This window comes from Spirosoma endophyticum (genome assembly GCF_900112365.1).
In the GTDB taxonomy this organism is placed as follows: domain Bacteria; phylum Bacteroidota; class Bacteroidia; order Cytophagales; family Spirosomataceae; genus Spirosoma; species Spirosoma endophyticum.
This window is the reverse complement of sequence record NZ_FOLQ01000003.1, coordinates 563,070-577,202: the sequence shown is the minus strand read 5'-3', so window position 1 is coordinate 577,202 and position 14,133 is coordinate 563,070. Positions and strand designations below refer to the sequence as shown.

Annotated in this window: 11 protein-coding genes; 1 reads left to right on the top strand and 10 read right to left on the bottom strand. The window is 46.7% G+C overall.

The window, feature by feature from the left end:
* Position 1: 1 nt before the first annotated feature.
* From BM202_RS11460 to BM202_RS11420, 8 genes are all read right to left on the bottom strand, one after another.
* Positions 2-658, bottom strand: a complete 657-nt coding sequence (locus tag BM202_RS11460; protein WP_245776625.1) for a sprT domain-containing protein — start codon at positions 656-658, stop codon at positions 2-4.
* Between the two features lie 417 nt (positions 659-1,075).
* The gene (locus BM202_RS11450; protein ID WP_093826016.1) at positions 1,076-1,570 is read right to left on the bottom strand and encodes a GtrA family protein; all 495 of its coding nucleotides are present in this window, start codon (positions 1,568-1,570) and stop codon (positions 1,076-1,078) included.
* Between the two features lie 138 nt (positions 1,571-1,708).
* A complete protein-coding gene (locus BM202_RS11445) occupies positions 1,709-3,115 on the bottom strand; it encodes an NADH-quinone oxidoreductase subunit N (RefSeq protein WP_093826014.1) in 1,407 nt (468 codons plus the stop codon).
* Between the two features lie 49 nt (positions 3,116-3,164).
* Positions 3,165-4,643 (bottom strand): complex I subunit 4 family protein, encoded by a 1,479-nt coding sequence (locus BM202_RS11440; protein WP_093826012.1) that lies wholly within the window; start codon positions 4,641-4,643, stop codon positions 3,165-3,167.
* 68 nt (positions 4,644-4,711) lie between these two features.
* Positions 4,712-6,628, bottom strand: coding sequence for an NADH-quinone oxidoreductase subunit L (gene nuoL / locus BM202_RS11435; RefSeq protein WP_093826010.1), 1,917 nt, complete (start codon positions 6,626-6,628; stop codon positions 4,712-4,714).
* 88 nt (positions 6,629-6,716) lie between these two features.
* On the bottom strand, positions 6,717-7,061 hold the full coding sequence (nuoK, locus tag BM202_RS11430) for an NADH-quinone oxidoreductase subunit NuoK (protein ID WP_020597411.1): 345 nt from the start codon (positions 7,059-7,061) through the stop codon (positions 6,717-6,719).
* A gap of 188 nt (positions 7,062-7,249) precedes the next feature.
* Complete coding sequence (locus BM202_RS11425; RefSeq protein WP_093826008.1) at positions 7,250-8,080, bottom strand: 3'-5' exonuclease; 831 nt, start codon at positions 8,078-8,080, stop codon at positions 7,250-7,252.
* A 56-nt stretch (positions 8,081-8,136) separates the two neighbouring features.
* Positions 8,137-9,717: an FAD-dependent oxidoreductase gene (locus BM202_RS11420; RefSeq protein WP_093826303.1), complete on the bottom strand. Its 1,581-nt coding sequence runs from the start codon at positions 9,715-9,717 to the stop codon at positions 8,137-8,139.
* Positions 9,718-9,998: 281 nt separating this feature from the next.
* On the opposite strand from BM202_RS11420, the gene BM202_RS11415 reads away from it, so the two are divergent.
* Positions 9,999-12,566 carry a TonB-dependent receptor gene (locus tag BM202_RS11415; protein WP_093826006.1) on the top strand — a complete coding sequence of 856 codons (2,568 nt, stop codon included), beginning with the start codon at positions 9,999-10,001 and terminating at the stop codon, positions 12,564-12,566.
* 240 nt (positions 12,567-12,806) lie between these two features.
* On the opposite strand, the gene BM202_RS11410 is transcribed toward BM202_RS11415, so the two are convergent.
* Both BM202_RS11410 and BM202_RS11405 read right to left on the bottom strand, forming a co-directional pair.
* Positions 12,807-13,199, bottom strand: coding sequence for an ExbD/TolR family protein (locus BM202_RS11410; protein WP_093826004.1), 393 nt, complete (start codon positions 13,197-13,199; stop codon positions 12,807-12,809).
* 84 nt (positions 13,200-13,283) lie between these two features.
* Positions 13,284-13,994, bottom strand: a complete 711-nt coding sequence (locus tag BM202_RS11405) for a MotA/TolQ/ExbB proton channel family protein (RefSeq protein WP_093826002.1) — start codon at positions 13,992-13,994, stop codon at positions 13,284-13,286.
* Positions 13,995-14,133 lie beyond the last annotated feature (139 nt).

Sequence of the window (14,133 nt, the reverse complement as noted above, 5' to 3'; positions counted from 1 at the left end):
ATCATTCATCATTTATTATTGTTGACACTAAGGCATGAGCCAGAATTGCGTACGATTTCCCCGACGATAGTTCTTTACAAACGACTCGAGTACGGCGTAACGTACCTCGTTTATAGGTCTTTTTTGCCAATTGGAAAATCTCTCCTTCAGGCACATCACGTAGCAATACCTGACTTTCGCCCACAGATGCTACCGGACTGGTATCCAATTGCCGTAAAGCCAGCATTAACGCAGGACTTGCAGAGGTTGTAGCAGCCGGTTTTGTCAAGTATTGCCGGAGAGGTTGTAAAATAGTCATTGGAAAAACGGCTTCGTTCAGAAGAGGCTGCATGAGTCTCTGAAAAGCCGTTTGCCATTCTCTTCCATGTGGTAACGGTCTGCGTAAACGAACGCCACGCAGGGTCACTTGCCGTTGTGTTATATACTGCCGATTAACAGCAGCATGAGCTACTTCATGGACATACGTAATCAGGAATGCGTAAGGATTCAAATTCGCATTCACGGTTATCTGCGTCTGATTATGCGGCAACACCCGAAAATCGCCCAAGCGCGTTCGGCGTGGTTTAGCAACCAGAAATTTGAATTGATAGTGTTGCCAGAGCTGTTGGCAATAGGCCACCGAAGCAGGTGGACAATGTGATGTGAAAACGTTGGTCAAAATCGAAACAAAAAAGAGCCTCATACAAGATAAGACTCTTTTGGACTATTTGAAATAAGCGAGACTTACTTTTTCGCACTATCAGGAATCATTGTCGTATCAGATTCAGTCATTACGGTAGTTGACGAATCGGTGGCAATAACGGCAGTGTCTGTTGTGATTACGGCTGTCGAATCGGTCGTAGATTCTTCCGTCTTAGGTTTGCTTTGGCAAGCAGCAAATGTTAGCATGCTGCCAACGAACAGTACAGTGAATATTTTTTTCATTACCCTTTGTAGTGATATTTTAGGTTTCAGGGCAAATATAGGTTTTTTTCAATTAATACAATCTATTACCTCACCTATGAGCTACAGGCGCAGATCTTTACCAAAAAAATACTATTTGAATTGTGAATAAAGGGACGATAACAACGAGCTGTTAAAGCTGTTCTTCTTCTTGCTTGGATGAGCGTGAACGAATTTTATCGTAAAAGCCCGTACTACGGAAGGTTAATAGTTTATGGCCAAAATAATTGGCCAGGAAACTAAAACCCATACCAACCACATGGGAACCCGTTTCCCGATAGATTTTACCGAGTGTAGGAAATAGAGGAGTTGCAATCCACTCTAGTGTAAATTGGGCTACATATACCTGTACAACCAGGGCAACTAGAGATATGCCAAGAAATTTGATCGCTTCACGACCTGTATTACCCGTTTTACCAGCCGCAAAAGCATATTTCTTAGTTGGCAGGAAGGTCAATACAGTGGCGGTAAGGTATCCGCATAGCACACTCGTATCAAAATCAAAGAATTCCCGATAGAAGATTCGACTAATAAAATTAATAGACGCTCCCAGCAAGGCTGTTAGAAAGAACGAGAAAAAGTCCTTAAAGTCTCTTTGTTTAGGCTGTTCGATACTGCTCACGTTCACTTTTTTACCGGATAAGAAGCGCTAAGTTTATTTATTAATTGGTTATTTAAGATCTCAAAAGTACGACCTAGGATGCAAAGGTGTATGTCACTATAGATGATAACTTAGGGTACGGTATAAATATAAGTGACTGATTTATCAGAAAAGGCCCTGTAATAACCCAGGAGCGATACCTAAGCCCAACGTTAAAATAGTCGCTATCAGTAATATATATTGATAAAAAGGAGCTACCCGGATTGGTTCTGTGGCGCCATTCCGGAAATACATAGCAATGATAACCCGGAAGTAATAATAAATCCCAACCGCCGACATAAGTACTGCTACAACTAGTAACCAGATTTGGCCTCGCTCAACCGCGGTTGAAAACATGTAGAATTTACCCCAGAAACCGGCCGTTAGCGGGATACCAGCTAACGATAGCATTGACACTGTCATGGCAAAACCTAACATTGGATTCTGCCGAGCCAGACCATTGAATGAGTCGAAGCTTTCGGCCGATGTACTTTCTCTGGATAATGTCTGCGAGCTACGTTGCTGAGCCACTAACAGGAGCACTCCAAAAGCCGAGATTGTAGCCACGGAATAGGCTAACGAATAGAAGACAATAGCCTGTTTGGTTTGTGCACCTAGTGCGGCCAAACCGATTAGCAGATAGCCCGCATGCGAAATGCTGGAATAAGCCATCATCCGCTTGAAGCTGTTCTGGTAAGCAGCAGTAATGTTACCGATCACGAGCGTAATGGCTGTAATGATGGCAAGAATTGTCCACCAGAACGAATAAACCCCATCGAACGACACGTACAGCAATCGGAATAAAGCAGCAAAACCAGCCGTTTTGACCACTGTAGACATAAATGCTGTAAAAACCGTTGGGGCGCCGTCGTAAACATCAGGTGTCCAGAAATGGAACGGAGCTGCCGATACCTTAAAGAGCAGACCAATTAATAGCATCAAAAAACCGACATAGAGCAACAGGGAAAGTCCTGCCTGCGGGTTAGCGGCATAGGCTCCAATGCCAGCAACGGTAAACGAGCCGGTTGCACCATAGAGCAAAGCCATACCAAACAGCATGATACCCGTAGTAAAAGCACCCATCAGGAAGTACTTCAGCGCGGCTTCGTTCGAACGCAGATTGCGCTTGTCGCTGCCAGTCAGTACATACATCGCCACCGACAGAATCTCAACCCCAACGAACAACATGATCAGGTTCTCGAAGGTGATCATCATTACAGCACCTACCAACGAGAACAATATAAGAGCGTAATATTCAGCCGGTTGGGCTTCCTCACTCTCCATAAAACTTCCTGATAAGGCAATCACCAGAAACGCCGAACCTAATACAATGGCCGTAAATACCATTGACAGGTTATCAGTCCGCATCATATCGTTAAAGTACAGATAGTTCTTATTCCAGTCTAGGAAGTTAACCGCCAGCGTTACAAGCAAAAAAAACAACGCAGCTGGTAACAGCACCGCCCTCGACTTCATGAAGCCAAGAAACAATAACCCAATACCAAAAACCGATAATAGAATGATGGGAAGCATATTTTTTTAATTCAATGTTTGACGTTTCAAGCTCAATGTCGCTTGAACTTTACTTCATGGACACCGCTGTGGTACCAATATATTTCATCAAATTGGCGACAGCAGGTTCGGTTACTTTTAAAAACGTATGTGGGTAAATACCAATCCAGAACACCATAACAACAAGTGGAATAAATACCCAGCTTTCAGAAGTAGTCAGGTCGGCAAAGGATTGCGTGCGAGATGAGGTAGGGCCGAACATACTTTTCTGGAACATACGAAGCATATAGACCGCACCGAAAATAATAGTGAACCCAGCAGCTAATCCCAGATAATGATTATATGTGAAGACGCCATGTAGCAGCAGAAACTCACCAATGAAGCCATTCGTGAGCGGCAAGGCCACGCTGCCCAACAGCATAATCATAAAGTAGACTGTCAATTTGGGGGTTGATTGCGTGATACCACCAAGCTGGTCAAGCTGGCGGGTGTTCGTACGGGAGAAAATTATGTCGGCCACAAAAAACAGGCCCACTACGTTAATCCCGTGTGCCAGCATCTGCACCAAGGCCCCCTGCATCCCGGTTTCGGTTTGCGAGAATACACCAGCGGCCATCAGTCCTACGTGCGAAAACGACGAGTAGGCAATCAGTCGTTTCATATCACGCTGACGAATGGCGATGATAGCACCATAGATAATACCAATGACTGCCAGAACAATAGCCGTTTTTCCCCACGTTTCAACCCCCAATGGCACAATGGGTAGAATAAATCGAATCAAGCCATAAACTCCCATTTTAAGCATGATCCCGGCCAGTAGCATGGTGGCAGGAGTTGGCGATTCAACATACGTATCGGGTTGCCAGGTATGAAATGGGAATACAGGCATCTTAATGGCAAAAGCAATGAAAAAGGCCCAGAATACCCAATTTTGCGCGCCGGGGGTAAGTTTCAGTTTATACAGATCAACAATGGCGGCTGAATGGGCTGATACATTAGTAGCGGGTGTCTGGTAGTATAGATAGACCAAAGCCAGTAACATAAACAGACTCCCAAAAATCGTATAAACGAAGAATTTAAACGTAACCGGAATACGATTCTCGCCACCCCACATAGCAGCCAGAAAATAAATCGGAATCAGCGCGGCTTCAAAGAAGAAGTAGAACAGAAACCCATCACGAGCGGTGAAAACGCCTATCAGTGCCGCCTGCATGTACAACATCAGCGCGTAGAACGTAGCAGGTTGCTTATACGACCGATTAAAGGTCGAGAGTACAATGAACGGAACCAGCAGGCCCGTTAGTAATACCAATAGAATGCTGATGCCGTCAATACCAGCACTAAGGCGAATACCCATTGAGTTGATCCAGGGATAATCAAAACCAAATTGAGAACTGGTATCTGGCCGAAATTTCCAAAAAACATACCCGGCAAGAACCAACTCAACCAGCGCGGCTACTAAAGCCAGCTGTTTTATCCGTTCTCCCCGAATTATCAGAATCAGGGTAGCCGCTACGACAGGGAAAAGAATCAGAAATAGTGTAAGCATGTACCAATTAATGATTTATGACCGAAATGCCGGTCTAAAGACAAGTTACCGCGTTGTATGTATATACCTTATAACCGGATGAAAAAGCGCAAGGCAAAGATGACGACAATGCTCACGACCATCGCCAGGACATAGAAGCCGATAGACCCACTTTGCAGTAGCCGCAACTGTGCCGAACTTTTCTGGACAAGCCAGGCAACGCCGTTTACAACTCCGTCAATCAGACCTTCACCGAAACTATACAGCGCATCGCCCATACCACGAATTGGCCGGATAATGATCGCTTCGTATAGTTCGTCTACGTAGTACTTGTTATAAACGACCTGCTCGGGTAGCGACCGTTCTTCTGTTTCTGGAGCCGGAACGACCTGCCGGCTGATATACATAACATAGGCGATAATGAGTGCCAGTAAGGCTACACCCGCCGAAACCGCCATTAGGATATATTCTGTGCTATGCTCAATGGTCGACTCCGCAAATGCCTCTGGACTAACTTGCCGTGACCCTTCAAACAAAGGAGCCATAAACTTGCCGAGCCAGCCATCACCTGGCAGATTGAGCGCTCCGCCAACAGCCGACAAAATAGCTAAGACAATCAACGGAATTGTCATGCTGCTGGGCGACTCGTGGAGATGGTGCTTCTGCTCGTCTGTTCCCCGGAATTCACCGAAGAAGGTCAGGAACAACAGGCGGAACATGTAGAAAGAAGTCAGGCCGGAACCCAGAACACCCAACGCCCACAGCAACTTGTTATGCTCGAAAACATGCGCCAGAATTTCATCTTTTGAGAAAAATCCGGCAAAGGGTGGCAAACCCGAAATAGCAATCGTTCCAATCAGGAACGTAACGAACGTAATGGGTAACGCTTTTCGCAGGCCACCCATCTTGCGAATATCCTGCTCGTCAGACATAGCGTGGATAACACTACCCGCACCAAGGAACAACAGTGCCTTAAAGAACGCGTGGGTAATAACATGGAACATGCCCGCGGTGTAGGCCGTTGCGCTTAAACCCAGGAACATATAACCCAACTGCGAAACTGTTGAGTAGGCCAGCACTTTCTTTATGTCGTTTTGCAGCAGACCAATGGAAGCCGCCAGTAACGCTGTTGCGATAGCAATTCCTCCAACAATTTCGAGCGTAAGCGGAGACAAAGTATACAGTACGTTCGAACGAACGACCATGTAGATACCAGCCGTTACCATTGTGGCTGCGTGAATCAGCGCTGATACGGGTGTAGGACCCGCCATCGCGTCAGGAAGCCAGGTATATAAGGGAATCTGCGCCGATTTCCCCATCGCCCCAACGAACAATAGAAGCGTAATGGCCAGAACCGTTTTATCACCAATTTCCAGACTTGTCGCCTGCTTGAAAATATCCAGATATTCAACCGTACCAAACGTATTGATCAGCATGAATATACCCAGCAGAAAACCCAGGTCACCAATGCGGTTCATGACGAAGGCTTTACGGGCCGCGTTGTTATAGCTAATATTCTTGTTCCAGAAGCCAATGAGCAGGTAGGAGCACAGACCAACGCCCTCCCAGCCAATGAACATGATGACGTAGTTTGACCCCATCACCAGCAGCAGCATGAAAAATATGAAGAGGTTCAGGAAGGACATGAACTTACCAAACCCTTCATCGTGGCTCATGTAGCCGATGCTATAGAGATGGATCAGCGAACCAACGCCTGTTACGACCAGCAACATTAACAATGATAACTGGTCGATCTGGAAGGAGAAATTGATATGCAGATCGCCAACACTAATCCAGTCGAAAAGCGTCGCAACGATAGGTTGCGCTTGCTCAGTACTGACGAAGGATCTGAACAGAATTATTGATACCACAAACGACGCCAATACAGCCGCCGTCGCGATAGTTCCGGCCAGACCCTTGGGTACCCGGCGAAAGCCAAGGCCATTAATAAGAAAGCCAATCAGCGGAAAGAGTGGAATTAACGCACAGAGTAATTCTATTTTCATCAGTCGTTAGTCAATAAAGTCGGCAGTTGATAGTCAATAGTTGGCCGTGGATTCTTCTGCTCCGGCGACTATCGACTAACACCTTATTTTACCATTTCAATTTGTTAAGTAAGCCCACGTCAATAGAGCGGGTATTCCGGTAAATCATGACAATAATAGCCAAGCCAACTGACACTTCAGCGGCAGCAACGGCCATGATAAAAAAGACGAACACCTGCCCGGCTGAGTCGGAACGATACGACGAGAAGGCAATCAACAATAAATTGACAGCGTTCAGCATCAGCTCAATGGACATGAATATGATAATGGCGTTACGTCGGGTCAATACACCAATGATGCCGATAACAAACAGTGCGGTGCTGAGAATCAGGTAATACGTAAGCGGTATTTGTTGAATGACTTCCGGAATGAGGACGTCCTGCGTGGGTTGCATGGCTTGCCGGTTAATAGAAAGTGTCGCAAAGGTAAAGATTATTCGCTATTGGAGGAAAGGTGTTTTCCGACTCCCCTCCTGATCGACGAAATATCAGGCGATCTAAATCTGTTTTTAATGTCAATTTGTCTATAATGACAAGAAGGTACCAAAACGTTGGTTGTCCAACAACTAATACGATAAGTTGATCATCGCTTACTGGAACTAGTCAGTCCATTACTGAACATACGTAGTCGAATTTCAGTTAGCCGACGTTTAGTATCAAGCGGGAATTCGCCCTTTAGTATCCAATCGTAAAATGAAGGTTCTTTTTTTAATACATCCAGCACAGGTGAGCCTTTGTGTTTCCCAAAGTTAAAGACCTCTTCACCTTTGTCGTTGATAATCATTCGACCGGCAAGGTCAACATTTTTGTTGGCGGTCAGGCTATGTAGCATGTCGATATCGTTATCGAAAATAACTTCCTGACCACTATCGGCTTTGGCAACCATACCCATATAACGCTGTACCTGAGCATCAAGCACTTCGAGTGTAGCAATGGTATCGGCTTCGGCACCGTGTGCGCCAATCAATTCTTTGTTGCAGTAAAAGCGGTAAGCAGCCGAGAGATTTCGGGGTTCCATCAGGTGAAAAATTCGTTGCGCATCCACTAGTCGCCGATTTTTCATGTCAAAGTCCACGTTGGCCCGTAAAAACTCTTCGACCAGCAGTGGTACGTCGAAACGGTTACAGTTGAAACCCGCCAGATCGCAGCCATCGAGAAACTGCGACAATGTCCGGGCGACCGATTTGAAGGGGGGCGCATCTTTCACATCATCGTCATAGATGCCATGAATCATGCTCGACTCCAGCGGGATCGGCATGCCGGGATGCACACGTTGTGTTTTACTAACAACCTCACCACCGGGCAACGCTTTAATGACACATATATCAATAATGCGGTCTTTGGCGATATTTATTCCGGTCGTTTCGAGGTCGAAAAAAGCGAGCGGTTTCTTGAGTATAAGTTGATGCGTCATAACCAAACCAGGATTTCGCACGGTTTGGCTGCAAATGTAAACACGTTTCGGCGGAATCAGGCTTTTTTCAGCATCTCTACCCACTTTACCCCCTGCCGGACAGCTTCGGGTAATGGCATACGGTCTGCCTGCATCAACTCGCGAATGGCAATTATATCCTGATCGCGCTTAAGTCCGGCTGCCGCTTTTATCTGCCCATTCTGAACATAAAGTGCGAGAAAGGCATCATCTTTTTCGGGATCACCATCATAAATAATCTCCTCTATCTGTGTGGCGTGACCAACATAATTGATCCGCTTGCCCTGCTGATTGGTCCAGAAAAAAGGAGCCATTTCATACAGTTCTTCCTTTCCCGCCATGTTCAAACCCGCTACGTGTCCTTGCTGGCCTGCCACTTTCCAGTGTTCGATGCGGTGCAATCCGTCAGCTACGGGGTAATGCGCAATATCCCCAGCCGCATACAAATCATCGAAAATCTGTAAATGTGCATCTGTTCTAACGCCACCATCTTTTTCTAACGTGACGTCTTTCAAAAATTCAGTACGTGGCTTAACACCTAACCCCAGTAAGACAAAATCGGCAGAGAGACGTTCGCCATTGTCGAGGACGACGGCATTAACCGCCCCATCACCCTCCAGATGATCAACTTTACGACCTAAGTGAAACCGGATACCTTCTTTTTCATGCCACCCCTGCACAACCCGACCAATTTTAGCACCCAGCGCTTTTTCAAAGGGTACTTTTTCCAAGCCCACTACGTCTACGTCGCTGCCGAGCTTCCGCAGACTCATGGCGCCTTCCAGACCAATAAACGAGCTGCCGATGATGACTACGCGCTTACCTTGTTGCCCCAGTTCGCGCAACGTCTGGCTATCGTGCAGGCTACGTAGTAAATAAACTCCCTTGAGATCTCCGCCTGGATTTGGCAACGGATTCGGTTTTCCTCCCGAACAAACGAGCGCTTTATTATACGTGAGTGTCTCGCCGGAAGCCAGTTCAATTCGTTTTGTCGTCGGATCAAGCGCCGTTACGTGCTGATTCGTACGAACTTCGATGCCATAATCCTGGTAGAACTCCTCGGAACGTAGCGGCATCCACTCATCGGGAGCTTTGCCCTGCAGGTAATCTTTCGAGCAGTTCGGCCGGTCATACGGACCTTCCTGACTTTCAGTAAACATCACGATTTTGCCCGTAAACCCACCTTCACGCATTCCTTCAGCAGCAAAGGCTCCGGCTCCTCCACCGCCAACAATAACATACGTTTCCAGATTAGCTTCATCAGGCGCAGCCATTGGATTCTCCAGGCTTTCTTTGTCCGTCGTTAGGCGTACAAACACCTGATCACCTTCAATACGTACCTCATGCGTGGGCAATCCATTTAAAGCCGGAGCCTCCAGCCGATGCCCGTTTCGAATATCGAAACAGGCATTGTGCCAGGGGCAAACGAGCCGATGGCCATTGAGCAAGCCTTTGACTAAAGGACCCTGATAATGAGAGCATTTAGGATAAAGCGCATAATATTGGCTGTCGGCACGGGCCAGCAATACATCCGTATCGCCCACGCGAACTTCTTTTAATTCACCATCAACAAGATCATCGACATGGCAAACGGCGGCTTCAGTGTAGTCGGCTAACATGATGTATTGAAGTTTTTTGTTATAAACTATAAAGTCCATTAGATTGATTTATAACGGAGTCATAATAACCCATGAGCAGACGTAACGAGAAGTGCTTTTTTATAATTAATTTACTATTAATAAAAGGAACAAGCATTACTTTTGCCATCCCTAAATCAGCAAGCACAGAACATCCTACTGTTTGCAGCCTTTCGTTGCTATTGAAGTAACGCGCTTTTTAATTTTCCGTCTAATCCAGTAGTGCGTTTTACCTAATTTTTCATCCCCATAGTTTTTCCTGAATGAATACCAACGTTTTAGCTATCTGTTGGCTGCTATCAGCAACAGCTTTTGCACAGAATATACGTGGTCGTGTTACCGACGAATCAACTAAAAGCCCATTGCCGGGCGCAACGATCGTAGTTGTTGGCCAGCAACTTGGCACGACCACAAATGGTGAAGGTGATTTCTCCCTGAAGCTGACACCGGGACCTTATACATTACGTATCAGTTCGATAGGTTTCGAATCCCTCGATCAGGCAGTTACCGTAGAAGCTTCTGGTACGACAACCGTAAATCTGGCACTTAAACCTACGCAGACCAGCCTTAGCGAAGTCATGGTAGTAGGGTCGCGCAATTTGAACCGCTCCGTTACTGATTCGCCCGCACCAATTGACATCATTGACGTACGGCAGGTGACCTCGAAAATGGGGCAGTTGGATGTAAACCAGTTACTGCAATTTGTGGCCCCATCTTTCAACTCTAACCGACAAACCGGCTCTGATGGTGCCGACCATGTAGACCCGGCTTCCCTGCGCGGGCTTGGCCCTGACCAAACACTGGTCCTGATTAATGGCAAACGCCAGCACCAGTCATCGTTAGTTACGTTGTTTGGCACACGCGGCCGAGGTAATACGGGAACTGACCTGAACACAATTCCGGCGGCAGCGATCGAACGTATTGAAATTCTACGCGATGGCGCGGCAGCTCAATATGGTTCCGATGCTATTGCCGGAGTTATTAATATTGTTCTGAAAACAAGCACGAATCAACTGACGGCCAATGTCAACTATGGTGCTTATCAAGCCAAATACCGTTTCGACAACCAGAAATTTGACGGCGGTAATCTAAATGTAAATGCCAACTACGGCTGGCGCATCGGTAAAACTGGCTTCCTCAACGTAACGGGCGACTATAACCAGCGCGATCATACAAACCGAGCCAATACACCCGGTATCGACTCAACGCTTCAACGGCGCCAGTACGGTGATTCGAAAATTACGAACTCATCGTTCTATGCCAACGCCCAGATTCCGCTTACGACGAATACGAATATCTATGCATTTGGCGGTATAAATGCGCGCAAGGGTGATGCCTATGCCTGGACGCGTGCCGCCGACAGCGACCGGAATATTCCGTCCATCTATCCGGATGGGTTCGATCCAATTATCACCAGCAAGATTCTTGATGGCACCTTCGCGGCTGGGGTACGTACTAATTTTCGTGGCTGGAACGTAGATTTTGGCAATATTTTTGGGTCGAATCGTTTCGATTATGGCGTTAAGAATACGCTCAATGCATCGATGGGCCCCTCTTCGCCCCGTGAGTTCAATGCAGGTGGTTTTCAGTTGCAACAGAACGTAACGGGTTTGCACTTTACCCGTTTCTATAAGAATACGCTGCAAGGACTGAACATCGCTTTTGGGTCAGAATTCCGGTATGAGGACTACAAGATTTTTGCGGGCGAAGAAGCGTCGTATCGCGCATACGACATTACAAAAGCTGCTGGTTCACAAGGATTTCCTGGCTTCCAACCGAGTAATGAACTGAATAAAAGTCGCACAAACCTGGGCCTATACGTCGATGGCGAAATCGATATTACAAAAGCCTTTATGGTTGGCGCGGCTGCACGCTATGAAAACTACAGCGATTTCGGCAGTACGCTGAATGGAAAATTATCGAGCCGTCTAACAATTAGTCCCGCGTTTATGCTACGTGGTACATTGAGCACAGGCTTCCGGGCTCCGTCGCTGGCGCAGACTTATTTCAATTCAACCATCACGAACTTCGTTGGCGGTCAGGCGGTACAGGTTCAGATTGCGCAGAGCGGTAGTGCTATTACGCAGGCATTGGGCGTTCCGCCCCTCAAACAGGAGACCTCGCTTAATGCCAGTTTAGGCTTTACAAGTCAGTTAGGCAGCGGTTTTTCGCTGACGGTCGATGCATATTACGTTCGTATTAAGGATCGAATTGTTTTAACAGGGCAATTCAGTGATGATCTGCCGGCAATTTCTGACGCCTTAAAGGCATTGAATGTGAGCCGGGTTCAATTTTTCACAAATGCCATTTCAACCCGGACACGTGGGATCGACATCGTATTAGCACACCATACGCAACTAGGCAATGGTCGTTTGAATACGTCGTTGGGCATGAATTTCAATTCGTTAGATACGACCAGCGTCAATACGAACGCCAAATTGAAGCCTTACAAAGACCTTTATTTTGACTTGCGGGAGTACTATTTCGTGAAAGCATCGGCTCCGCCATCCAAAATGAACCTGACGATTGATTACAGCATCAATAAGTGGGCTTTCCTGCTACGTTTCGTTCGTTTTGGCGAAGTGAAACTGGCCAACTGGAGTTACAAGTCAGATGAACTTGATATATACAAACCTAAAGTCACTACTGATTTATCCGTCTCGTATCGCTTTACGCCACAGGTTGGTTTGTCGATTGGTGGGTCGAACATTTTGAACGTGTATCCCGATATGCACCGCGCCGACCTCACCGAGTCGGGTGGCGCCTGGGACCCCGTTCAAATGGGTATCAACGGTGCGTATTGGTTCGGCAAGCTGAACTTCCGGTTTTAGATCGTTTACCCCAACTCCTCCCGGCAACGGCCGCCCGGCTTGGACTAGAAGACAGGCTATCACCCAAAACTGCCCATTTGTTATGTCGACATCTGACGTAATGAATGGGCAGTTTTGATAGCTCTATGGTAGATAAAACCGGTTTAAAACGCGATGTACTATAAAAAGAAAAAGCCAATGCAATTCGCATCGGCTTTAAATCGAGTTGATCTTTAAAATCCTAAAAATCCCGGCTCAGATTTACTTCGAGGTAGCCATCACCATTTTAATATTCAGCTTGGCGCCGGTTTGTAATACGTCTACTAAATCCTGAACGGTTAGCGTTTTGTCGAAACGCACCACAACGGTAGGCTCAGCAATACCCGCCATCATCGTTTTAAGTTCGGTCTCCAGATTCGCCGGATCAACCGGCTTCTTATCGATAAAATATTGTTTGTTCTCGTCTACCGACAGCGTCACCTGCTTTTTGCTCAACTGCTGCGTCGACGCGGCTTTGGGAAGCATCAGTTTAATGACGTTCGGATTGGCTACTGTCGAAATAATCAGGAAGAACAATAGCAAAAAAAACATGATGTCGTTCAGCGAGGACGTCGCGACTTCGGCAGCAAACTTAGTTTTTCGTCTGAGTTTCATAAATAGTAGCCGTTAGTGACTAGTCGCTAGTCGTCAGTAGTGTATTTATACTATTGACGAACGACTGTCAACTGATGACTTTTTTTACCGCATCCGGGCCGGTTCGGCAGTGGGTTTCTGAAGGACTTCGATAAACTCGAACGCGTTCATTTCGAGCGTCAGTGTGAATCGCTCAATCATCATGTTCAGCAAGTGATAGCCCGTGTAGGCAATAACCCCCACAATCAGACCGGCTCCCGACGTAATCATTTTCTCGTATAAACCACCGGCAATAATGCCGACGCTGATATTGTCGGAAAGTGAGATGTCGTAGAAAATACGGATGATCCCCGAAATTGTCCCGATAAAGCCCATCATGGGGGCGATACCGGCAATGATCCCCAAATAGCCCATATTACGCTCCAATCGGGATAGTTCAATTTGCCCAACCGTTTCGACGGTCCCTTCGATTTCCCGAATGGGCGAACCGATACGGCCAATGGCCTTCTCGAATACTCGTCCCATGGCGGTACGTTGATTCTTGGCAAACGACTCCGCCGATTTGATGTTTCCCTGCGCCACCAGATCACGGATGTTGTCAATGAAATTGGCATCCGATTTAGTTTGAGAACGGATCACAAAAAACCGTTCGAAAATCAGATAAAGGGCAGAAAAGAATAGAAATGCGATGGGAATCATGACCCAACCGCCTTTGGCTACCAAATCAAACAATTGCAGACTTTGGGGTTGAGCAGCTGCCGTGGCTGATAATGATGCGGCCGCGGTGTCGACGGCCGGAACCTGAAGCAATAGCATACGAACGAGTCGGGTAAATAGATGAGTTTGAGACCAGTGGTCGTTATGGAAACAAACGAGTTGGTTTCGTCGGATATTGTTGTCAAAGATAAGGAAGCATCTTGAAATCGACAGATAAAATTAGCCAATGCCCACGAAC